The following is a 23,233-nucleotide window of genomic DNA, read 5'->3' as shown; positions in this document are numbered from 1 at the left end:
AGTAACAATCCTCTACTATCGTCATGTCATTTAACACAGAGGTCGTGATGAAAGATGTCGTAATAGTGGGTGCGTTGCGTACGGCTATCGGCTGTTTTCAGGGAGCGCTTGCGCGTCACTCGGCGGTTGACCTGGGCAGCGTGGTAGTTAAAGCGCTGGTGGAACGTAGCGGGATCGCCGCACATGAAGTTGATGAAGTGATCCTGGGGCAGGTTCTCACGGCCGGAGCCGGGCAGAACCCTGCGCGCCAGGCGGCGCTGAAGGGCGGGTTGCCCAATACCGTATCCGCCATCACCATTAACGACGTCTGTGGTTCAGGATTAAAAGCGCTGCATCTCGCCACCCAGGCCATTCAGTGCGGTGAAGCGGATGTGGTTATTGCTGGCGGACAAGAGAACATGAGCCGCGCGCCGCACGTTCTGACCGACAGCCGTACCGGCGCGCAACTGGGCAACAGCCAGCTGCTCGACAGCCTCGTGCATGACGGGCTGTGGGATGCGTTCAACGACTATCATATGGGCGTGACGGCAGAAAATCTGGCGCGCGAGTACGGCATCAGCCGCGAACTGCAGGACGCCTATGCGCTAAGTTCGCAGCAAAAAGCGCGTGCCGCGATTGATTCCGGTCGTTTTCGCGACGAGATTGTCCCGGTCAGCACGCAGCGTCAGAACGGTGAGGTTATCGTTATAGATACCGATGAACAGCCGCGCACCGATGCCAGTGCTGAAGGCCTGGCAAGACTGAATCCCGCGTTTGAGACCCAGGGCTCGGTCACGGCGGGAAATGCCTCTTCCATTAACGACGGCGCCGCGGCCGTCATGATGATGAGTGAAAGCAAAGCCCTTGAACTCGATCTCCCCGTGCTGGCCCGCATTAAGGCATTTGCCAGCGTGGGCGTGGATCCTGCGTTAATGGGGATCGCGCCGGTCTACGCTACCCGCCGCTGCCTGGATCGCGCAGGGTGGCAGCTTTCTGATGTGGATCTGATTGAAGTGAACGAAGCCTTTGCCGCGCAGGCGATCTCGGTCGGCAAAATGCTGGAGTGGGATCCGCTGCGGGTCAACGTAAACGGCGGGGCCATTGCGCTGGGGCATCCCATCGGTGCATCCGGTTGCCGAATCCTGGTCTCCCTGGTCCACGAAATGAAAAAGCGAAACGCCCGCAAAGGGATTGCTACTCTCTGTATAGGCGGCGGACAAGGGGTGGCGCTGGCCATCGAGCGCTAATCTTACCTCATTAAAAAAACCTCCTTCGGGAGGTTTTTTTATGGCGCTGTTTTTGCCTGGCGTATTTATCGTGATCCGAACGTCATTTCCGCTATAAATAAAATAAAAAATGAAACGTTGTTTTAAGTTGGGTTGAAAAGCCTATTTTCTGCCGCTAGTATGTGCTCATAATGAAAAACGGAACGCTGTTTCGTTTATTTTCTTCTTTCGGGAATGACCACATCTGGAGGTTACCGTGGACGTCAGACAAAGCATTCACAGCGCGCACGCCAAAACGCTGGATACTCAGGGGCTGCGCAGCGAGTTTTTAATTGAGCAGGTGTTCGAAGCCGACACGTACACCATGGTCTATAGCCACATCGACCGCATTATTGTGGGCGGCATTATGCCGGTGGCGAAAACCGTCTCCGTGGGCGGCGAAGTGGGCAAGCAGCTGGGCGTCAGCTACTTCCTGGAACGTCGTGAACTGGGCGTGATTAATATCGGCGGGCCGGGCACGATTACCGTGGACGGCCAGTGCTACGAGATTGGCCACCGCGACGGGCTGTACGTCGGCAAAGGGGCGAAAGAGGTGGTCTTTGCCAGCATCGACGGCGCTAAGCCCGCGAAGTTTTACTACAACTGCGCCCCCGCGCACACCGCTTATCCAACCAAAAAAGTGACGCCAGCGGACGTTGCGCCCGTGACGCTGGGCGATAACCTCACCAGCAACCGCCGCACCATCAATAAATACTTCGTTCCGGATGTGCTGGAAACCTGCCAGCTCAGCATGGGGCTGACCGAACTGGCTCCGGGCAACCTGTGGAACACCATGCCGTGCCATACCCATGAGCGCCGCATGGAAGTCTACTTCTACTTCAACATGGACGACGATGCCTGCGTGTTCCACATGATGGGACAGCCGCAGGAGACGCGCCATATCGTCATGCATAACGAGCAGGCGGTCATTTCACCCAGCTGGTCTATTCACTCCGGCGTGGGGACGAAAGCCTATACCTTCATCTGGGGTATGGTTGGAGAAAACCAGGTCTTCGATGACATGGACCACGTCGCTGTTAAGGATCTGCGCTAGTCGCGGGCAGCTAAGTATCAATCTGCCTGTTGGTGACAGGCGCTGAAAGAGTAAGGAACAAACATGATTCTGGATGCATTCTCTCTGCAGGGTAAAGTGGCTGTGGTTTCCGGTTGTGATACCGGGCTGGGCCAGGGGATGGCGCTAGGCCTGGCGGAAGCGGGCTGCGACATCGTCGGGATTAACATTGTTGAGCCCACGGAAACGATTGAACGCGTGACCGCGCTGGGCCGTCGTTTTCTCAGCCTGACCGCCGACCTGCGTAAAATCGACACCATTCCGGACCTGCTGGATCGCGCCGTGGCGGAGTTTGGCCATATCGATATTCTGGTCAACAACGCCGGGCTGATTCGCCGTGAAGACGCGATTAACTTCAGCGAGACCGACTGGGACGACGTCATGAACCTGAACATCAAGAGCGTGTTCTTTATGTCTCAGGCGGCGGCGAAGCACTTCATCGCCCAGGGGAAAGGCGGCAAAATCATTAATATCGCTTCGATGCTCTCCTTCCAGGGCGGCATCCGCGTGCCGTCTTACACCGCGTCAAAAAGCGCGGTGATGGGCGTGACCCGCCTGCTGGCGAACGAATGGGCGCAGCACAACATCAACGTCAACGCGATTGCGCCGGGCTATATGGCCACTAACAATACCCAGCAGCTGCGGGCGGACGAAGAGCGCAGTGCGGCGATCCTTGAGCGTATTCCGGCTGGCCGCTGGGGGCTTCCGAGCGATCTGATGGGGCCGGTTGTGTTCCTGGCTTCCCCTGCATCGGACTATATCAATGGTTATACCGTCGCGGTTGATGGAGGCTGGCTGGCGCGATAGACCCACTTATGACAAATACCTCTGCTCTTCGGCGGAGGTTTTTTTTGCTTAAAATTTGCCAAAGTCCATATTGATAAACACGAAAAATCCATACTGAAAAATCATAGATGACCGCCATCACACTTTTATTACTGAAAAATTAAGGTATTAGTAAAATAAGGTGATTATCCAGCATTGGTTGAAATTGTAATGTCCATCACAGATCGCTATGCCATAGCGAAATAATCCATATCTTCACGAATTCCGGCCTGACACTTTTCCCCGCTATCTCGTAATTTCACTTAACGAATTTTGCTGTTGAGGCAGGAAAAATATGACATCTATAAATGACTCTACCCTGATGCCCGCTGCGCTGCGCGATACCCGCCGCATGAACCAGTTTGTCTCCATTGCGGCAGCCGTGGCCGGTTTACTGTTTGGCCTGGATATCGGCGTTATCGCCGGTGCGCTGCCGTTTATTACCGATCACTTTACGCTGAGTAACCGCCTGCAGGAGTGGGTGGTGAGCAGCATGATGCTCGGCGCGGCCATCGGCGCGCTGTTTAACGGCTGGCTTTCGTTCCGCCTCGGGCGCAAATACAGCCTGATGGTCGGGGCGGTCCTGTTTGTTGCCGGATCCATTGGTTCGGCGTTTGCCACCAACGTTGAAGTGCTGCTGCTCTCCCGCGTGCTGCTGGGCGTGGCGGTGGGGATCGCCTCCTACACCGCACCGCTGTATCTCTCCGAAATGGCGAGCGAGAACGTGCGCGGCAAGATGATCAGCATGTACCAGCTGATGGTGACGCTGGGCATCGTGCTGGCGTTCCTGTCCGATACGTACTTCAGCTACAGCGGTAACTGGCGGGCGATGCTCGGTGTGCTGGCGCTGCCTGCGGTTGTGTTGATTGTATTAGTGATTTTCCTGCCGAACAGCCCGCGCTGGCTGGCGCAAAAAGGGCGTCACGTGGAGGCGGAAGAGGTGCTGCGTATGCTGCGCGACACGTCTGAGAAAGCGCGTGAAGAGCTGAACGAGATCCGCGAAAGCCTGAAGCTGAAGCAGGGTGGCTGGTCATTGTTCAAGGTTAACCGCAACGTGCGCCGCGCGGTATTTCTCGGTATGTTGCTCCAGGCGATGCAGCAGTTCACCGGGATGAACATCATCATGTACTACGCGCCGCGCATCTTCAAAATGGCCGGTTTTACCACCACCGAACAGCAGATGATCGCCACGCTGGTGGTGGGGCTCACCTTTATGTTCGCCACCTTTATTGCGGTGTTCACCGTCGATAAAGCCGGACGTAAGCCAGCGCTGAAAATTGGCTTCAGCGTGATGGCGCTCGGTACGCTGATCCTCGGCTACTGCCTGATGCAGTTTGATAACGGCACGGCGTCCAGTGGCCTCTCATGGCTCTCCGTGGGCATGACCATGATGTGCATCGCTGGCTACGCGATGAGCGCCGCGCCGGTGGTGTGGATCCTGTGCTCTGAAATTCAGCCGCTGAAATGTCGCGATTTTGGTATCACCTGTTCCACCACCACCAACTGGGTATCGAACATGATCATCGGCGCGACCTTCCTGACGCTGCTGGATGCGATTGGCGCGGCGGGAACTTTCTGGCTCTATACGGTGCTGAACGTGGCGTTTATTGGCGTCACATTCTGGCTAATTCCAGAAACCAAAGGCGTGACGCTGGAGCATATTGAACGCAAGCTGATGAGCGGGGAGAAACTGCGAAATATCGGCGTGTAAGGGGTAATGCCGGGTAAGCGCAGCGCCACCCGGCGTTTTGTTAGCGTGATGCTTAATAACTACCAACTTTGATAGCAATCTCTCAGATAGTCCATTCTCGCATTCAGATTATTCTTAGTTTCTTGTATTATCGGGCAACTGAACTCATCCGGCAGGAATTTACTGCACCCGAAACAGAAGAACGGTTATGTCAGCAATGGATTTCAAGAAAAAAACGGACCTCGATTTTCCCTCATATGCCCCCCCAGCAGTCAGTTCAAAAGAGATCGATCTTCTGGGTCTGTTAGATGTTCTGATTACCGCGAAAAAACGTATTGCCACCATTATCTTTGTTTTCGCGCTGGCAGGTCTGGCAATTGCGCTTCTACTGCCGCAAAAATGGACCAGTAAAGCGGTGATCACTCCGGCGGAACAGACACAGTGGAACCCGCTGCGCCAGATGATGGTTGCGCTGCAGGTTCTTGACGTGAAGGTGACGGTCACCCGTCAGGAAATCTTTGACCTGTTTATTAAAAAATTCCAGTCGCAGTCATTGCTCGAAGAGTATATGACCTCTTCCCCTTACGTGATGGCGCAGCTTAAGAATGCGGAAGTGGACCCGCTTGAACTGCACCGTGCGGTTGTTAATATCGCAGACAGAATGAAAGCGGTGAATGATGTTCAGGGAAAAGACGCGGATAAATCGCCTTTCGTCTCCTGGACATTGAGCTTCACCGCGCCGACCGCAGCCGATGCCCAATCCGTCCTGGAGGGGTATATCGAGTATATCTCGGCAATTGTTGAGAAAGAGACGGTGCAAAATATCCGCAATCAGATCGCCCTCAAAACGAACGAGGTAGAACAGCAGCTGGCGCTCGACCGCGTTCGTCTGACCAATGTGCACAACACCAACCTGCAGCGGCTGAATTATTCGCTGGAAGTGGCGAATGCCGCGGGCATTAAGAAGCCCGTGTACAGCAACGGACAGGCGGTAAAAGACGATCCGGATTACTCCGTTGCGCTCGGGGCTGACGGTATCGCGCAAAAGCTAAAGATTGAAAAAAATCTCAAGGACGTGACGGAGCTGAACGCGGATTTCCAGAACCGGGAATATTACCTGGCGCAGCTGAAAAAACTCTCCTTTGCAGACGTTAAGCTTGAGCCATTCAGGTATCAGCTTTCGCCATCGATGCCAGTGAAAAAAGACGGCCCGGGCAAAGGGATGATTGTCATTCTGGCAGCGATCCTTGGCGCTCTGTTTGCCTGCGGCAGCGTGTTACTGCGTGAGGCCATGCTCAGCCGAAACCCATCGCCAGAGCCGGTAACGGAATAAATTCTGCATACAGGAAAGGCGCTGAAACAGCGCCTTTTTTTATTTCAGGAAATCCTCGCGGACAGGCGTAAAGGTGTCCAGCAGCGTGCCGGACTTGAGGCAGAGGCAGCCGTGCATCACATGCGGTTTTTTGTAGAGCGTATCTCCCGCCGTCACGACATGCTTCTCTTCACCAATCGTAAATTCAAACTCGCCGGAGAGAACATAGGTTAACTGTTCGTGCGGGTGGTTATGCAGTGGGCCAATTGCACCCTGCTCAAAATGCACTTCAACCGCCATCATCCTGCCGCCGTGGGCCAGCACACGACGCGTAACGCCGTTCCCTAAATCTTCAGACGCGGTCTCTTTGTGGAACATAAACATGGTCTTGCCCTTTATAATAAAACGGTGTTTTATTTAATTTATATGGGCCAGCTTAAAAAGAAAACGACGCAACAAAGATCTGGAAACAGGATCACAAGTTTGCTTCACTGGCTTAAACAGAGAAGGAGGGATGATGAAAACGATTGGCCTGTTAGGTGGGATGAGCTGGGAATCGACTATCCCTTATTACCGCCTGATTAACGAAGGCGTAAAGCAGCGTCTGGGCGGCCTGCACTCCGCGAGCCTGCTGCTGCACAGCGTTGATTTTCATGAAATCGAAGCCTGTCAGTCGAGCGGCGAATGGGATAAAGCCGGAGAAATACTGGCCGATGCCGCGCTGGGGCTGGAGCGTGCGGGGGCGCAGGGCATTCTGCTGTGTACCAACACGATGCACAAAGTGGCCTCGCACATTGAAGCGCGCTGTTCGCTGCCGTTCCTGCACATCGCGGATGCCACCGGACGCGCAATTCGCGCCTCGGGAATGTCGCGCGTGGCCTTGCTGGGCACACGTTACACCATGGAGCAGGATTTCTATCGCGGGCGCTTGCACAGCGAGTTTGGGATAGAAAGCCTGATCCCGGATGAGGAGGACCGGGCGCGCATTAATCAGATTATCTTCGACGAGCTCTGCCTCGGAACCTTCAGCGAAACCTCCCGTGCGTATTACGTGAGCGTAATAGAGAAACTGGCGCAACAGGGGGCTGAAGGGGTGATTTTCGGCTGCACGGAGATCGGTTTACTGGTGCCGGCCGAACGAAGCCCCATCCCGGTGTTTGATACCGCGGCTATTCACGCGGCAGATGCCGTGGAATTTATGCTGTCATAACGGGTTTTGCAGGTCAGGCAAGCGAAGCGCCGCCTGACGCGCATGCTCAACTAAGTGTTCGGTGAATGCGTCCACCAGCGCGGAAGCCGGACGGTGCAACGGGCGGATAAGGCTTACGGTGAACGGGACGGAAACGCTAAAACGGCGGATGACGATCCCGCTCCCGGCATAGTCCAGCGCCGTAAGCGGATTGACGACCGCGACGCCGACGCCCGCACGAACCATCGCGCATATTGAGGCCGCGCTGTGCGTTTCTACCACCATCCGCCGCTTCACCTGATGCTCAGCAAAAAGCGTATCCAGCAGCTGCCGGTAGCTGTCGGTTTGCGACAGGCTAATGTAGTTCTCACCGTGAAAATCCGCAGGCGTCAGCACCGCTTTGTGAGCAAGCCGATGCCCGGCGGGCAGAACGCACACTTCATCCAGCGCGAGCAGTTCCGTGCGCGCCGTTCCTGCAGGTGTCGAGAAGGTCTCGGTTAACCCGAGATCGTGCCGCTGTGCCGACAGCCACTCTTCAAGCAGAGGCGACTCCTGCGGCACGATGGTGAGATTGACCTCGGGATAGCGGGCCAGAAAAGGCTGGAGCAGCGTCGGTAAGAAGGACTGAGAGAAGACAGGCAGGCAGACAATCGACAGCTCGCCCTGACGAAACTCGCGCAGGCTTTCCGCCGCGCTGACGATTCTGTCCAGCCCGTACCATGAGCGCTGCACTTCCTCAAACAGGCGCAACCCCTGAACCGTCGGGTGAAGCCTTCCCCGGGCGCGTTCGAACAGCTTCAGCCCCAGCACTTTCTCGAAGCGCGCCAGCTCGCGGCTGACCGTCGGCTGGGAGGTATGCAGCATCTGTGCGGCTTCGGTGAGATTGCCGGCGGTCATCACGGCGTGAAAAATCTCGATGTGGCGTAAATTGACGGCGGGCATAGGGCACCTGAAAGCAAAGAACTGTCCATATCATTTTTGCATAGACTCGCGATAAAACGATATTTTTTATTCGGCTTCCGCTGTGGCGTAATCATTAAAAATGAATTGACCCGGAGAAGACCATGCCACGCCCGCTCAACCAGACGGATACCGATTTGAACGCTGAAAACCTGCTGCGCCTGCCCGCCGAGTTTGGCTGCCCGGTATGGGTCTATGACGCGCAGATCGTTCGCGAGAAGATCGCCGCCCTGCATCAGTTTGACGTGGTGCGTTTTGCCCAGAAGGCCTGCTCCAATATTCACATTCTGCGCCTGATGCGCGAGCAGGGCGTGAAGGTTGACTCCGTGTCGCTGGGTGAAATCGAGCGTGCGCTGGCGGCCGGGTTCGATCCGAAAACCGATCCTGATGCGATCGTCTTTACCGCGGATGTGATCGACGACGCCACGCTTGCGCGCGTGCATGAACTGCAGGTGCCGGTGAATGCCGGTTCTGTGGATATGCTGGAGCAGCTTGGGCAGGTTTCGCCTGGTCATCGCGTCTGGCTGCGGGTGAACCCGGGCTTCGGTCATGGCCACAGCCAAAAAACCAACACCGGGGGCGAAAACAGCAAGCACGGGATCTGGTACGCCGATATGCCTGCTGCCCTGGAGGTGCTGCAGCGCTACAACATGAAGCTGGTGGGCATTCATATGCATATTGGCTCTGGCGTCGATTACGGGCACCTGGAGCAGGTGTGCGGGGCAATGGTGCGCCAGGTTGTCGACTTCGGCCAGGATCTGGAGGCGATCTCTGCCGGTGGCGGTCTTTCCATTCCTTATCGCGAAGGGGAAGAGGCGATCGACACCGATCACTATTACGGCCTGTGGAGCGCCGCGCGCGATCAAATCGCCGCGCATTTTGGTCATGCCGTGAAGCTGGAAATTGAACCGGGTCGTTTCCTGGTGGCCGAAGCCGGCGTGCTGGTGGCGCAGGTGCGCAGCGTCAAAGAGATGGGCTCCCGCCACTTCGTGCTGATTGACGCGGGCTTTAATGACCTGATGCGTCCGTCCATGTACGGCAGCTACCATCACATTACCGCCCTTGCCGCCGATGGCCGCGATTTAACGCACGCGCCGCGCCGCGAGACGGTGGTCGCAGGCCCGCTGTGTGAATCCGGTGACGTATTTACCCAGCAGGAAGGCGGCAAAGTGGAAACCCGTGCGCTGCCGGAGGTAGCGCCTGGCGATTACCTGGTGCTGCACGATACCGGCGCGTACGGGGCGTCTATGTCCTCGAACTACAACAGCCGTCCGCTGCTGCCGGAAGTGCTGTTTGATAACGGCAAGGCGCGGCTGATCCGTCGTCGTCAGACCATTCAGGAACTGCTGGCGCTGGAACTCGTTTGATGAAAGTACGGCCCCGTTGTGACCGAATCGCGTAATACCAGCGTGCCGGTAAACGGCGGGATCGCATCGACCGGCTGGTTCTTCGCCAGCCGGATCGCCTGATCGATAGCCGTGACGATCATGTTATCTATCGGAAGATAAACCGATGAGAGCGCAGGCTCCAGCCACTTCGCGCTTGGGGCATCGTCAAAGCCGAACAGGGAGATATCCTGCGGGATCTTAAGCCCTGCCTGATGCAGCGCTTTGGACGCGCCCAGCGCCATATCATCGTTACAGGCAAACAGCGCGCTGAACGATACCCCTTCAGCAATCAGCTCCTTACACAGCTCATAGCCCCGCGTCATTCCCGCATCACCGTACTTTATTCGACGCTCGTCCAGACGAATGCCGTGCTTTTCCAGCGCCTTACGGTAGCCCATTAGCCGCGCTTTACCCGTGGGGGTGTGGATCGGGACGGTAATGCAGGCGATCTCCCGGTGGCCCTGATTGATCAGGTAATCCACCGCCTTAAACGCGGCATCCTGCTGTTCGAAGAATACGCAGCGCTCCGGTGCCTGGCTGACTTCACGGTTGATGACCACCAGAGGCGTTTGCACGGTATTAATCAGCTTGATGATCGCCTTTTCGCTCATATAGCGCGTGTAAAGCACGATGGCATCGCACTGGCGGTCGGCCAGCATCTGCACCGCCTGTTCTTCCTGCTCTGGCGCGTCGTGACCGTCGGTGACGATCAGTTGTTTCCCGTGGGTTTCGGTCTGCCGCGACGCCTGCTGCAAAAGACGACCAAAGTAAAAGCCGTCGAAGGTAGAGACGACCAGACCAATGCTGTTGCTGGTCTGGTTAGCCAGCGAACGCGCGAGAAAGTTTGGGCGGTAGCCCAGCTCTTCCATCGCAGCAAAGACCTGCTGACGCGTACTCTCTTTAACCTGACCTGTGCCGTTCAGCACGCGCGAGACGGTAGCCTTCGACACGCCCGCGCGCAGTGAGACATCCAGCATTGTTGCCATTCTACATTCCTGCTTCCACGTAATGGTCTGCAGTTTAACACAGACCTGACAGCGTATAAGCGATGCGGGAAGCGCAAAACTTCTGCCACGATCACGCTTTTTGGTCACGATTCGCCTGGCCTGCCAGAAGTAAAACTAAATAGTCTGACTCTGGTAAAATACTCGCCAAACCCGGCTGGAGGCGTCAGGCCAGCATATTCATTAAAAACGCAGGTGAAACGTGAAAAAGACCGTCATCCTCCCGCTTTACGAGGCACCGCACTATGCGGAGCAGGTTACCGACTGGCTATGGCAGGCCTTTGGCGAGGGGCTTTCACGGGAATTTTTCCACAGCATCGTTGCGCACAGCCAGACGCCGGATGTCCTGCCGCTGACCTTTATCGCCGTAGAAGATGAACGGCTTCTCGGCACGGTGGGACTCTGGCGCTGCGATTTGATTACCCGTCAGGATCTTTTTCCGTGGCTGGCGGCGCTCTACGTTGACGACGCGGCGCGCGGCAAGGGGCTGGCAGGAAAGTTACAGCAGCACGTTATTCGCTTCGCCGCACGGGCCGGGTACGAGGAACTCCATCTCTGGTCTGCCTGCCGCGACTTCTATGAACGTTACGGCTGGCAGTATATTGGCGATGGGCTGGAGTATCCGGATAAAACGGTACACCTGTATCGTTATTCGCTCTGCGCGTCAGCAGGCGCTGCAACGGAGTGACGGCGCACTAACGTTGGGCTGAAGAGATGGGTAATCTCCGGCGGCTGGCGTTGCTCGGCCAGCGCCAGCGCCAGCTCTGCGGCCTGGGTGGCCATCGTGATGATTGGGTAACGGACGGTGGTCAGGCGCGGGCGCACGTACCGGGAGACCAGGACATCGTCAAAGCCAATCAGTGAGATCTCCGTCGGCACCTCAATCCCGTTGTCATTCATGACACCCATTGCCCCGGCGGCCATCGAATCGTTATAGCTGGCAACCGCGGTGAAATTTCGTCCACGACCCAGCAGCTCCGTCATGGCCTGTTCGCCGCCGCTTTCATCCGGCTCTCCGTAGGCCACCAGACGGTCATTACACGGCAGACCATTTTCGCGCAGGGCGTCGTAGTAGCCCTGCAGGCGGTCTTCCGCATCAGAAATAGGGTGATTGGAACAGAGATAGCCAATCCGGGTGTGACCCTGTTGAATCAGATGACGAGTTGCAAGCCAGGCGCCGTAGCGGTCGTCGAGGGCCACACAGCGTTTTTCAAAGCCGGGGATAATACGGTTGATGATCACCATTCCGGGCATCTGCTTCATCAGGTGAATCAGTTCGGCATCCGGGAGCATTTTGGCGTGAACAACCAGCGCCGCGCAGCGGTGGCGGATCAGCTGCTCAATAGCCTGGCGTTCTTTTTGTTCATTGTGATAGCCATTGCCGATCAGTAAAAAATTACCCGTCTGATAAGAGACCTGTTCAACCGCTTTAACCATGGCCCCGAAAAAGGGGTCGGAAACGTCGCCCACCACCAGCCCAATGGTATCCGTTGACTGCTGGGCGAGCGCGCGGGCGTTGGCATTTGGATGGTAATTCAGGGTTTCCATGGCGCTTTGTACCGCCTGGCGTGATGCGTCACTGGCTTTGGGTGAATCATTAATCACGCGGGAGACGGTGGCTACCGACACACCTGCCAGACGAGCCACATCCTTTATTGTCGCCATTTATAACCTTCTTATTTGGGGTAAGCGTTTACACACTAAATAGTGTTGCGGAAAAGTGACGCGCATTCAAGGGAAGCCGATTCCCTCGCGCCACAAACGTGACGCAGACCCACCCTGATAGTGTAATCGTTACACGCCTGGTCATGTCTGAGGAATGTCAATCTGAACCTTTAGTTACACTTTGCCTCAGGCTGTTGCGATTGGCCGGTGGCGATGACGTTAAAGAGGTTGGTAGAGTTGAGGTCCCAGAGGTATTGATAGGTGGAATCAACTCCGGTTGATTAACACGACTTACACCAGCCTGCGTTCTTACGCAGGTTTTTTTTTGCCTGACAGTTCAACCTGTAACAGCAACAGAGAATATTCACACCTGGTTGCATTTCGGCTCATTCCCTTGCGTTTTACTGCTGGCGAAGCGCAGGGTCAACAGCCACAATCAAGATCCCAGAGGTATTGATTGGTGAGAATTCTTAGTACGGTTTCGTACTCATCACTTGCACCAACCTGCGCGGATGCGCAGGTTTTTTTTCGTCCCCACTTTTGCTGTCGCTCCTGTATCACTTCTCGTGTAATCTGCCACCATTTACCGTCACCCCACCACACTGTCTGGCAAAGGGAGTTGAGATGCTATTTGGGTTTTTCCGTACACTGTTCCGTATTCTTTTTCGCATCCGCGTCACTGGCGACGCCCAGGCGCTTCGCGGCGAGCGCGTTCTCATCACACCCAATCATGTTTCCTTTATAGACGGCATTCTGCTGGCGCTATTTCTGCCCGTGCGCCCGGTGTTTGCGGTGTACACCTCCATCAGCCAGCAGTGGTACATGCGCTGGCTCACCCCGCTGATTGATTTTGTGCCGCTCGACCCGACAAAGCCGATGATGATTAAACATCTGGTACGTCTGGTAGAGCAGGGGCGTCCGGTGGTTATTTTCCCGGAAGGGCGCATTTCAGTGACCGGTTCGCTGATGAAAATCTACGACGGCGCGGGTTTTGTCGCGGCGAAGTCAAAAGCGACCGTGGTGCCGCTGCGTATCGAAGGTGCAGAGTTGACCCACTTCAGCCGCCTGAAGGGGCTGGTGAAGCAGCGTCTGTTCCCCAAAATCACTCTGCATATTCTGCCGCCAACGTCGCTCCCGATGCCCGACGCGCCGCGTGCCCGCGATCGCCGTAAAATCGCCGGGGAAATGCTGCACCAGATTATGATGGAAGCGCGCATGGCCGTGCGCCCGCGCGAAACGCTGTACGAATCCCTGCTTTCCGCGCAGTACCGCTATGGCGCAAAGAAAAACTGCATCGAAGACATCAACTTTACCCCGGATTCCTATCGCAAGCTGCTGACCAAAACGCTGTTTGTGGGCCGCATTCTGGAGAAGTACAGCAAGAAGGGCGAAAAGATCGGCCTGATGCTGCCAAACGCGGGCATCAGCGCGGCGGTGATTTTTGGCGCGGTTTCCCGTGGACGTATACCGGCGATGATGAACTACACGGCGGGGGTGAAAGGGCTGACCAGCGCCATTACCGCCGCCCAGATAAATACCGTCTTTACCTCCCGACAGTTCCTGGACAAAGGCAAGCTCTGGCATCTGCCAGAACAGCTGACCCAGGTGCGCTGGGTCTTTCTGGAAGATCTGAGAGCGGACGTGACCACCGGAGACAAGCTGTGGATTTTTGCACACCTGCTGATGCCGCGTCTGGCGCAGGTCAAACAGCAGCCGGAAGATGATGCGATTATCCTCTTCACGTCGGGTTCGGAGGGCAACCCGAAAGGCGTTGTTCACAGCCACAAGAGTATTCTGGCGAACGTTGAGCAGATCAAAAGCATTGCCGACTTTACTGCCAGTGACCGCTTTATGTCGGCGCTGCCGCTGTTCCACTCCTTTGGCCTGACGGTGGGACTTTTTACGCCGCTGCTGACCGGTGCGGAAGTGTTCCTCTATCCCAGCCCGCTGCATTACCGCATTGTGCCGGAGCTGGTGTATGACCGTAACTGCACCGTCCTGTTCGGGACCTCAACCTTCCTGGGTAACTATGCCCGTTTCGCCAATCCGTATGATTTCTTCCGCGTGCGCTATGTGGTGGCCGGTGCGGAAAAGCTGCAGGAGAGTACGCGTCAGATCTGGCAGGACAAGTTTGGCCTGCGCATTCTTGAGGGCTATGGCGTTACCGAGTGCGCGCCCGTGGTCTCCATCAACGTACCCATGGCGGCGAAACCGGGTACGGTGGGCCGAATTCTGCCGGGGATGGATGCGCGTCTGCTGGCCGTGCCGGGCATTGAGGAGGGGGGCCGCCTGCAGCTGAAAGGGCCAAACGTGATGAACGGCTACCTGCGCGTAGAAAACCCAGGCCGGCTGGAAGCGCCGACGGCGGAAAACGTCAACGGCGAGGTTGAAACCGGCTGGTACGACACCGGTGATATCGTGCGTTTCGATGAGCAAGGCTTTGTGCAGATTCAGGGACGCGCAAAACGCTTCGCCAAAATCGCCGGTGAAATGGTCTCTCTGGAAATGGTCGAACAACTGGCGACGGCTGTCTCCGCCGATAAAATGCATGCGACGGTGGTGAAGAGTGATGCCAGCAAAGGCGAGGCGCTGGTGCTGTTTACCACCGACGGCGAGCTTAAGCGCGACAGGCTACTGAGCTATGCGCGTGAGCATGGCATTCCCGAGCTGGCGGTGCCGCGCGATATTCGCTACCTGAAGCAGCTTCCGGTGCTGGGTAGTGGGAAACCCGATTTCGTGACCCTGAAAGGCATGGTTGAAGAGGCGGAACAGCAAAATGCGTGAGTCAGTACACACTAACACCTCACTGCGTTCAAAAGGCATGATGGCGGTCATTGCCGCGCAGTTTCTCTCTGCGTTCGGCGATAACGCGCTGTTGTTCGCCACGCTGGCCCTGCTGAAAGCCGAGTTTTACCCCGACTGGAGTCAGCCGATCCTGCAGATGGTGTTTGTGGGCGCTTACATTATCTTTGCCCCGTTTGTGGGGCAGGTGGCGGACAGTTTCCCGAAGGGCCGGGTGATGATGTTTGCCAACGGTCTCAAGCTGCTGGGTGCCTCCAGCATTTGCTTTGGCTTCAATCCGTTTATTGGCTATACGCTTGTGGGCATCGGCGCTGCTGCCTACTCTCCGGCGAAGTATGGCATTCTTGGCGAGCTGACCACGGGCGATAAGCTGGTCAAAGCCAACGGTCTGATGGAGTCGTCAACCATTGCCGCTATCCTGCTCGGCTCCGTCGCAGGAGGCGTACTGGCCGACTGGCATGTCCTGGCGGCTCTGGGCGTATGCGCGGCGGTGTATGGCGGGGCGGTCGTGGCTAACCTGTTTATTCCGAAGCTGCCGGTCGCTCGCCCGGGGCAATCCTGGCGCTTCAAACCGATGACTGGCAGTTTCTTCAACGCGTGCCGCGTGCTGTGGCGTAACGGGGAAACGCGTTTCTCCCTGATGGGAACCAGTATGTTCTGGGGGGCGGGCGTCACGCTGCGCTTCCTGCTGGTCCTGTGGGTACCGGTGGCGCTGGGAATTACTGACAATGCGACGCCGACCTATCTTAATGCGATGGTAGCGATCGGCATCGTGGCTGGCGCAGGCGCTGCAGCGAAGCTGGTAACGCTCGAAACGGTAGCACGCTGCATGCCGGCGGGGATCCTGATTGGCGTCGTGGTGCTTATTTTCTCGCTTCAGCATGCGTTGCTGCCCGCTTATGCCCTGCTGATCCTGATTGGTATTCTGGGCGGTTTCTTCGTGGTGCCGTTGAATGCGTTACTTCAGGAGCGCGGCAAGCAGACCGTCGGGGCGGGGAATGCCATTGCGGTACAAAACCTCGGCGAAAACCTGGCAATGCTGTTAATGCTGGGACTCTATTCGCTGGCGGTGAAAGTGGGGGTACCGGTGGTGGCGATTGGCGTCGGATTTGGTGGACTGTTCGCGTTGGCGATTGCGGGATTGTGGGTTTGGCAGCGTCGGCGCTGATAAGTGCGGCCTGATGCCCTCACCCCGGCCCTCTCCCACCGGGAGAGGGGGCAAACCCTAAAAACGGCAACGCACGTTGCCGTTTTGCTTTTATTACGGTGCCGGGTATGTGTATACCTGATGCACCGCTTCAATCTCCGCCAACACCTCTTCACTCAGGTTCAGATGGAAACTCTCAATATTGGTTTTAAGCTGTTCCATCGTGGTCGCGCCCAGCAGGGTGCTGGCAACAAACGGCTGACGGCGCACAAAGGCCAGCGCCATCTGCGCCGGATCAAGGCCGTGGCGCTTCGCGATATCCACATAGGCTGCAACGGCTTTTTGCGTTTGTTCGCCGCTGTAGCGGGTAAAGCGGCTAAAGAGGGTATTGCGCGCCCCGGCCGGTTTCGCACCGTTGAGGTATTTCCCCGTCAGGGTGCCAAAACCCAGGCATGAATAAGCGAGCAGTTCCACTTCCTCATATTGCGTCACTTCGGCCAGCCCCACTTCGTAGCTGCGGTTAAGCAGGCTGTACGGGTTCTGGATGGTGACGATGCGCGGCAGATCGTGTTTATCCGCCAGGTGCAGGTAACGCATGACCCCAAAGGCCGTTTCGTTGGACACGCCAATGTAGCGGATTTTTCCCGCACGCTGGCACTCCGTCAGCGCTTCCAGCGTTTCCAGCAGGGTAACGGCGGGGGCGCTCTCGTTCCAGCTGTAGCCGAGCTTGCCAAAGCAGTTGGTTGGGCGCTGGGGCCAGTGGACCTGGTACAGGTCGAGATAGTCGGTTTGCAGACGCTTCAGGCTCGCGTCCAGCGCGGCGCGGATATTTTTGCGATCGAGGATCTGATTTGGGCGGATCCCGGCATCGTTGTTTCGCGCGGGGCCACTGACTTTCGAGGCGATGACCAGCTTTTCACGGTTACCGCGTTTTGCCAGCCAGTTACCGACGTAGGTTTCGGTAAGTCCCTGTGTTTCAGGGCGTGGTGGCACAGGGTACATCTCTGCAACATCAATCAGGTTAATCCCCTGACTGACGGCATAATCGAGTTGTGCATGGGCATCGGCTTCGCTGTTTTGTTCACCAAATGTCATCGTGCCCAACCCCAGTTGACTTATCTCCAGAGCGCTGTGGGGGATACGGTGATAATGCATAGCCGGCTTCCTTCAATAGACATGTAGACCGCGTCAGGAACCTCCCGACAAAGGAATATAAACATGGCAGAGGGGAAGCAAAAGGGGAAGAAAAAAATCAAAAAGGCCAGTAAGCTACTGACCTCCGACCGTTATCGCTCAATAATTTGCGAGACTTCGTCGCGATTGATCTGCATTTTATTGCCTGCCTGGTCGTGGTAGCTGACCAGACCGGTATCGTCGTCGACTTCGGGTTTGCCGTCGGTCAGGATCATCCGGCCATCTTTCGTTGCCATGACGTAATCGCTGCTGCAGCCCGATACGGCAAACGCCAACCCGACAGCTGAAATTAACACCGCCCATTTTTTCATCGTTATCGTCCTCATCTGGCTCGTATCAAATCATAGTGTAGTATTAACCCGTTATGGCAACAGGGTGAAGCGGTAAAATCTTAAAAACCAGGTGATTATGTTTGTGAGCTCGCAAAATAAGTAAAAAACTATGTTTTAAGTAAGAAATGACGAGCAAGCAGCGCGCCGGTGAAATTCTTTTTAAGATAAAAACCGCGCGGCAGCGTCAGTATGGGTTCGCCCATCGCGCCGATCGCCTCGGTAAGCGCTTTGCTGTTTGCCGCTTTCGGGCGCAGCTGTAACACTTCTCCGTGTCGGGCGGTAATTCGCTCGACCTGCCCGAGCACAATCATGTCCATCAGCTCTTCCCAGTCCAGGCGCAGCTGATGCTCCTCCTCTTCATCCGGACTCCAGAGCAGCGGTGCGCCAACGCGACGTTCGGCCAGCGGGATCTGCCGTTCACCTTCAACCGGTACCCAAAGCACGCGTTTCAGCTTATGACGCACGTGGCTGGTTTCCCACGTCACGCCGGTATTGCCGGTTAAGGGCGCAACGCAGACAAAGGTTGTCTCCAGGGGGCGACCCCAGCTGTCGATGGGGATGGTTTTTAACTCGACGCCAAGGGCGGCAAAATCTTGCTCAGGTTTGCTCCCGGCGCTGGCACCCAGCCACAGCTCCAGCAGCATGCCGATCCAGCCTTTATCCCGTTTAAGATCCTTCGGGATCTGAAGCCCTGCCATAGCCGCCAGTTCGCCAAGCGAGAAGCCTGCCAGGCGCTGTGCCTGCTCTAGCAGCTGGCCTTCGCTGGACGGCGGTGAGAGCAAGGGGGTAAGCGAATGCATGAAGGTAACCTTTTGATTAAAAAATAAACGAAGAAATTGTCCCCTGTGGATAGAGTTTATCTTTTTCTGTCCCAATATTCCATGCCTATGATTTATAGGTTTTTTTATGAGGTTTTAACTGTTTCATCTGAGACGTAAAACGGGTTGTTCAAATCTGGTCACTGACAATAAACAGGATCTTACACCATGTTATCCACAGAAAAGTGGGATAACTGGGCATAACCCTGACTACTGTTTCAATTTACAGCCTTGACGTGCGATGAAAATCCAAATTTCAGACAAATTGTGCCTAACTTATTGGCACAATCTGTGGATAAAACCGACGCTGTTCGATCTTTCATCAGTACGACGATCCCTGCTGTGACGAACGTCACGCTAATCTGCGTTTTATTTACTGGTATTAAGTTAATTGTATGAAAAATATGATTTTATATTGACGGTGTGAAAGAGGGCGGGAGAGGTTGTTTAAGGTTGTTCATCGGTAATCAGACACTTCTTCACAACTATATCCACAGAAAAGGTGAATAAAATTGTCCTCGTTACCGTATATCTGTTTATAACTCTGCACTTATTTGTGAGTTATTCAAATGTTATTAGGTTGCAGGCCTGTAAGAGAGTGGTTTACCGCCTCACTGTAGTGTGAAACAATCATTCATATATAAGGTTTAGTTTGGGGTAGTCCGGTGATTGATGACGATGGCTACCGCCCGAACGTAGGAATAGTAATTTGTAATCGTCAGGGCCAGGTAATGTGGGCCCGTCGATATGGTCAGCACTCCTGGCAGTTCCCGCAAGGCGGGATCAATCCGGGAGAGTCCCCAGAACAAGCGATGTACCGGGAGCTTTTTGAAGAGGTCGGTTTAAGCCGAAAAGATGTTCGCATCCTCGCCTCGACCCGCAACTGGTTGCGTTACAAGTTACCGAAACGTTTGGTGCGTTGGGACACAAAGCCGGTTTGTATCGGCCAGAAACAGAAGTGGTTTCTTCTGCAGTTGGTGGGCAACGATTCAGACATCAATATGCAAACCAGCAGTACGCCGGAGTTCGATGGCTGGCGCTGGGTGAGCTATTGGTATCCTGTTCGTCAGGTCGTGTCATTTAAGCGCGATGTTTACCGTAGGGTGATGAAAGAGTTTGCAAGTGTGGTTATGCAGCTTCAGGAGATCCCGCCTAAGCCGCAGAGCGCACCTGCATGGCGACGTAAAAGAGGTTAAGCTACGCAAATCATGCTCACCCGCTTGCGAGAAATAGTCGAGAAGGTGGCCAGTGCTCCGCGTCTCAACGAGGCGCTGAATATTCTGGTCACTGACATCTGTCTTGCGATGGAGACCGAAGTCTGTTCGGTGTATCTGGCCGACCACGATCGGCGCTGCTATTACCTGATGGCGACCCGTGGTTTGAAAAAGCCACGGGGACGCACCGTAACGCTCGCATTTGATGAAGGTATCGTCGGCCTGGTTGGGCGGCTGGCTGAACCTATCAACCTTGCCGACGCGCAAAAACACCCCAGCTTTAAATACATCCCTTCCGTAAAAGAAGAGCGTTTCCGCGCGTTCCTTGGCGTGCCGATTATCCAGCGTCGTCAACTTTTGGGCGTGCTGGTCGTCCAGCAGCGGGAGCTGCGTCAGTACGATGAAAGCGAAGAGTCCTTCCTCGTCACGCTGGCGACACAGATGGCGGCGATCCTCTCACAGTCTCAGCTTGCAGCGCTCTTCGGTCAGTATCGCCATACGCGCATTCGTGCCCTTCCGGCATCGCCAGGGGTAGCGATTGCTGAAGGCTGGATGGACGCCACGCTGCCGTTAATGGAGCAGGTTTACGAAGCCTCTACGCTCGATGAAGCGCTGGAGCGCGAGCGTCTTACCGCCGCGCTGGAAGAGGCGGCAAATGAATTTCGCCGCTACAGCAAACGCTTTGCGGCGGGTGCGCAAAAAGAGACGGCGGCTATCTTCGACCTTTATTCGCACCTGCTTTCCGACGCGCGGCTGCGCCGTGAGCTTTTTGCGGAAGTGGATAAAGGTTCGGTAGCAGAATGGGCCGTTAAAAAGGTCATCGAAAAATTTGCTGAGCAGTTTGCAGCATTAACAGACGGTTACCTGAAGGAGCGTGCCGGCGATCTCCGTGCGCTGGGGCAACGTCTGCTGTTCCATCTTGATGACACCATTCAGGGGCCAAACGCCTGGCCAAAACGGTTTGTGCTGGTGGCCGATGAACTCTCGGCAACGACGCTGGCTGAACTGCCGCAGGACCGGCTGGCCGGTGTCGTGGTGCGCGATGGTGCCGCTAACTCCCACGCCGCCATTATGGTGCGCGCGCTCGGTATTCCTACCGTTATGGGGGCGGATATCCAGCCGTCGGTACTGCATCGACGCACGCTGGTGGTGGATGGTTACCGCGGTGAACTGCTGGTCGATCCTGAACCCGTTCTGCTCCAGGAATATCAGCGTCTCATCAGCGAAGAGAATGAATTAAGCAAGCTGGCGGAAGATGACGTTAACCTTCCCGCACAGCTGAAGAGCGGTGAGCGGATCAAAGTCATGCTCAACGCCGGTTTAAGCCCTGAGCACGAAGAGAAGCTGGGCAGCCGCATCGACGGTATTGGCCTGTACCGTACTGAAATCCCGTTTATGCTGCAGAGCGGTTTCCCCTCCGAAGAGGAGCAGGTGGCGCAGTATCAGGGGATGTTGCAAATGTTCAACGACAAGCCTGTCACCCTGCGTACCCTGGATGTCGGGGCGGATAAACAGCTGCCGTATATGCCGATCAGCGAAGAGAACCCGTGTCTTGGCTGGCGCGGGATCCGCATTACGCTCGATCAGCCGGAGATCTTCCTGATCCAGGTGCGCGCCATGCTGCGCGCTAATGCTGCGACGGGCAATCTCAGCATCTTACTGCCGATGGTCACCAGCATTGATGAGATCGACGAAGCGCGGCGCCTGATTGAGCGTGCTGGTCGTGAAGTGGAAGAGATGATTGGCTATGCGATCCCGAAACCACGGATCGGCGTCATGCTCGAAGTGCCGTCTATGGTCTTCATGCTGCCGCAGCTGGCAAACCGCGTTGATTTTATCTCTGTCGGTACCAACGACCTGACGCAATATATTCTGGCCGTCGACCGGAACAACACCCGCGTCGCCAGTATCTACGATAGCCTGCATCCGGCAATCATTCGCGCGCTGGCGATGATTGCCCGTGAGGCTGAACAGTACGGTATTGATCTACGCCTGTGCGGTGAAATGGCCGGAGATTCGATGTGCGTCGCGATCCTGATTGGTCTGGGATACCGCCATCTGTCGATGAACGGCCGTGCCGTAGCGCGCGTGAAGTATTTGTTGCGTCATATAGACATCAATGATGCCCGTGAGCTGGCTGAGCGCAGCCTTGACGCACAGCTGGCGGCTGAGGTTCGTCACCAGGTGGCGGCATTTATGGAACGACGCGGTATGGGCGGCCTGATTCGCGGTGGTCGCTAAAGCCTTCCCCTCTCTCACAGGGCTGAGGGATCCCCACAAATTAATGCGAGCAGTGAACAATCCCCTCGCCCCTTTGGGGAGAGGGCCAGGGTGAGGGGACCAGCGTGCACAAAACCCTATACACATCTTTTACATCTCTGGCGCATCCTCCGCGCCAGCCTTATGCTATGATTCGCAACTTTGGAGCCTCTGCTTAAGGCAGAATCGCATTTCTACCGCTGTCCACTTTCAGCGGAATAACAACATCTTGTGGTGACAGATGAACAGTGGTTATCTGCATTTTCCGGAGTTTGATCCGGTCATTTTCTCAGTAGGACCTGTTTCGCTTCACTGGTACGGTCTGATGTACCTGGTGGGCTTCGTTTTTGCCATGTGGCTCGCGGGCCGTCGCGCCAGCCGTCCTGGCAGCGGCTGGACCAAAAATGAAGTTGAAAACCTGCTATACGCAGGCTTCCTCGGCGTGTTCCTCGGTGGCCGTATTGGGTATGTTCTGTTCTATAACTTCCCGGTATTCCTGAACGATCCCCTCTATCTTTTCCGCGTCTGGGACGGCGGCATGTCTTTCCACGGCGGCCTGATTGGGGTGATCCTGGTGATGGTGATTTTTGCCAAACGCACCAAGCGCAACTTCTTCCAGGTGTCAGATTTTATCGCACCGCTGATCCCGTTTGGTCTCGGGGCTGGTCGTCTGGGCAACTTTATCAACGGTGAGCTGTGGGGCCGCGTTGACCCAAGCGTGCCGTACACGATGCTCTTCCCGGGCTCCCGCGCGGAAGATATCGCGCTGCTGCCGTCGCACCCGGAGTGGCAGTCCATTTTCGATACCTACGGCGTGCTGCCGCGTCATATGTCCCAGCTGTACGAACTGGCGCTGGAAGGCGTGGTGCTGTTTATCATTCTGAACCTGTTTATTCGCAAGCCGCGCCCGATGGGGGCTGTTTCCGGGCTGTTCCTGATTGGCTATGGCGCGTTCCGCATCATCGTCGAATTCTTCCGCCAGCCCGACGCCCAGTTTACCGGCGAATGGGTACAGTACATCAGCATGGGGCAGATCCTCTCCATTCCGATGATCGTAGCGGGTGCCATTATGATGATTTGGGCGTATCGTCGTCGTCCACAGCAACAACTTTCCTGAG

The 23,233-nt window shown here is 55.9% G+C and carries 20 protein-coding genes and 1 pseudogene; 13 read left to right on the top strand and 8 right to left on the bottom strand.

Features of this window, described 5'->3' with window-relative positions; translation table 11 throughout:
* Positions 1–47: 47 nt before the first annotated feature.
* From V1603_RS22490 to wzz(fepE), 5 genes are all read left to right on the top strand, one after another.
* Complete coding sequence (locus tag V1603_RS22490; RefSeq protein ID WP_116341861.1) at positions 48–1,226, top strand: acetyl-CoA C-acetyltransferase; 1,179 nt, start codon at positions 48–50, stop codon at positions 1,224–1,226.
* A gap of 235 nt (positions 1,227–1,461) precedes the next feature.
* Complete coding sequence (kduI, locus tag V1603_RS22485) at positions 1,462–2,298, top strand: 5-dehydro-4-deoxy-D-glucuronate isomerase (protein WP_166712274.1); 837 nt, start codon at positions 1,462–1,464, stop codon at positions 2,296–2,298.
* A 63-nt stretch (positions 2,299–2,361) separates the two neighbouring features.
* A complete protein-coding gene (gene kduD, locus V1603_RS22480; RefSeq protein WP_395313287.1) occupies positions 2,362–3,123 on the top strand; it encodes a 2-dehydro-3-deoxy-D-gluconate 5-dehydrogenase KduD in 762 nt (253 codons plus the stop codon).
* A 313-nt stretch (positions 3,124–3,436) separates the two neighbouring features.
* The gene (locus tag V1603_RS22475; RefSeq protein ID WP_395313286.1) at positions 3,437–4,852 is read left to right on the top strand and encodes a sugar porter family MFS transporter; all 1,416 of its coding nucleotides are present in this window, start codon (positions 3,437–3,439) and stop codon (positions 4,850–4,852) included.
* A 187-nt stretch (positions 4,853–5,039) separates the two neighbouring features.
* Entirely contained in the window at positions 5,040–6,164 is a 1,125-nt protein-coding gene (wzz(fepE), locus tag V1603_RS22470) for an LPS O-antigen length regulator Wzz(fepE) (protein WP_395313285.1), read from the top strand.
* 39 nt (positions 6,165–6,203) lie between these two features.
* Here the strand turns inward: wzz(fepE) and V1603_RS22465 are convergent, their stop codons facing one another.
* Positions 6,204–6,527, bottom strand: a complete 324-nt coding sequence (locus tag V1603_RS22465) for a cupin domain-containing protein (RefSeq protein ID WP_233002867.1) — start codon at positions 6,525–6,527, stop codon at positions 6,204–6,206.
* Between the two features lie 133 nt (positions 6,528–6,660).
* On the opposite strand from V1603_RS22465, the gene V1603_RS22460 reads away from it, so the two are divergent.
* The gene (locus tag V1603_RS22460; RefSeq protein WP_116341851.1) at positions 6,661–7,353 is read left to right on the top strand and encodes an aspartate/glutamate racemase; all 693 of its coding nucleotides are present in this window, start codon (positions 6,661–6,663) and stop codon (positions 7,351–7,353) included.
* Here V1603_RS22460 and V1603_RS22455 read toward each other — a convergent pair.
* Positions 7,348–8,274 (bottom strand): LysR family transcriptional regulator, encoded by a 927-nt coding sequence (locus V1603_RS22455; RefSeq protein WP_116341848.1) that lies wholly within the window; start codon positions 8,272–8,274, stop codon positions 7,348–7,350. The genes V1603_RS22460 and V1603_RS22455 overlap by 6 nt on opposite strands.
* A gap of 122 nt (positions 8,275–8,396) precedes the next feature.
* On the opposite strand from V1603_RS22455, the gene lysA reads away from it, so the two are divergent.
* Positions 8,397–9,659, top strand: a complete 1,263-nt coding sequence (gene lysA / locus V1603_RS22450; protein ID WP_395313284.1) for a diaminopimelate decarboxylase — start codon at positions 8,397–8,399, stop codon at positions 9,657–9,659.
* On the opposite strand, the gene V1603_RS22445 is transcribed toward lysA, so the two are convergent.
* Positions 9,629–10,666, bottom strand: coding sequence for a LacI family DNA-binding transcriptional regulator (locus tag V1603_RS22445; protein WP_061097196.1), 1,038 nt, complete (start codon positions 10,664–10,666; stop codon positions 9,629–9,631). The two genes, lysA and V1603_RS22445, sit on opposite strands and share 31 nt — an antisense overlap.
* Positions 10,667–10,886: 220 nt before the next feature.
* On the opposite strand from V1603_RS22445, the gene V1603_RS22440 reads away from it, so the two are divergent.
* A complete protein-coding gene (locus V1603_RS22440) occupies positions 10,887–11,372 on the top strand; it encodes a GNAT family N-acetyltransferase (RefSeq protein WP_302221236.1) in 486 nt (161 codons plus the stop codon).
* On the opposite strand, the gene galR is transcribed toward V1603_RS22440, so the two are convergent.
* Positions 11,333–12,349, bottom strand: coding sequence for an HTH-type transcriptional regulator GalR (gene galR / locus V1603_RS22435; RefSeq protein ID WP_116341842.1), 1,017 nt, complete (start codon positions 12,347–12,349; stop codon positions 11,333–11,335). The two genes, V1603_RS22440 and galR, sit on opposite strands and share 40 nt — an antisense overlap.
* A 624-nt stretch (positions 12,350–12,973) precedes the next feature.
* Here galR and aas point away from each other — a divergent pair.
* Complete coding sequence (gene aas / locus V1603_RS22430; protein ID WP_233002870.1) at positions 12,974–15,133, top strand: bifunctional acyl-ACP--phospholipid O-acyltransferase/long-chain-fatty-acid--ACP ligase; 2,160 nt, start codon at positions 12,974–12,976, stop codon at positions 15,131–15,133.
* Complete coding sequence (gene lplT / locus V1603_RS22425; protein ID WP_233002871.1) at positions 15,126–16,319, top strand: lysophospholipid transporter LplT; 1,194 nt, start codon at positions 15,126–15,128, stop codon at positions 16,317–16,319. Before aas ends, lplT begins: the two co-directional genes overlap by 8 nt.
* 93 nt (positions 16,320–16,412) lie before the next feature.
* On the opposite strand, the gene V1603_RS22420 is transcribed toward lplT, so the two are convergent.
* From V1603_RS22420 to V1603_RS22405, 4 genes and pseudogenes are all read right to left on the bottom strand, one after another.
* Positions 16,413–17,453: an NADP(H)-dependent aldo-keto reductase gene (locus tag V1603_RS22420; protein ID WP_028014287.1), complete on the bottom strand. Its 1,041-nt coding sequence runs from the start codon at positions 17,451–17,453 to the stop codon at positions 16,413–16,415.
* A 131-nt stretch (positions 17,454–17,584) separates the two neighbouring features.
* The gene (locus V1603_RS22415) at positions 17,585–17,803 is read right to left on the bottom strand and encodes a YgdI/YgdR family lipoprotein (RefSeq protein WP_014885085.1); all 219 of its coding nucleotides are present in this window, start codon (positions 17,801–17,803) and stop codon (positions 17,585–17,587) included.
* 128 nt (positions 17,804–17,931) lie between these two features.
* Positions 17,932–18,624, bottom strand: coding sequence for a DNA mismatch repair endonuclease MutH (mutH, locus tag V1603_RS22410; protein ID WP_233003223.1), 693 nt, complete (start codon positions 18,622–18,624; stop codon positions 17,932–17,934).
* Between the two features lie 151 nt (positions 18,625–18,775).
* Positions 18,776–18,865 (bottom strand): annotated as a pseudogene (locus V1603_RS22405) (hypothetical protein); the annotation flags it as partial.
* A gap of 442 nt (positions 18,866–19,307) precedes the next feature.
* On the opposite strand from V1603_RS22405, the gene rppH reads away from it, so the two are divergent.
* The 3 genes from rppH to lgt all read left to right on the top strand — a co-directional run bounded on the left by rppH (position 19,308) and on the right by lgt (position 23,232).
* Positions 19,308–19,838, top strand: a complete 531-nt coding sequence (rppH, locus tag V1603_RS22400; RefSeq protein ID WP_013098553.1) for an RNA pyrophosphohydrolase — start codon at positions 19,308–19,310, stop codon at positions 19,836–19,838.
* 12 nt (positions 19,839–19,850) lie between these two features.
* Positions 19,851–22,097: a phosphoenolpyruvate--protein phosphotransferase gene (gene ptsP, locus V1603_RS22395; protein WP_116341830.1), complete on the top strand. Its 2,247-nt coding sequence runs from the start codon at positions 19,851–19,853 to the stop codon at positions 22,095–22,097.
* A gap of 259 nt (positions 22,098–22,356) precedes the next feature.
* Positions 22,357–23,232, top strand: coding sequence for a prolipoprotein diacylglyceryl transferase (lgt, locus tag V1603_RS22390; protein ID WP_116341828.1), 876 nt, complete (start codon positions 22,357–22,359; stop codon positions 23,230–23,232).
* Position 23,233: the final 1 nt, after the last annotated feature.

It is taken from the genome of Enterobacter sp. ECC-219 (assembly GCF_043966805.1).
GTDB lineage: Bacteria > Pseudomonadota > Gammaproteobacteria > Enterobacterales > Enterobacteriaceae > Enterobacter > Enterobacter cloacae_N.
The sequence above is the reverse complement of the archived record's forward strand: the minus strand, read 5'-3'. Positions and strand labels throughout refer to the sequence as shown.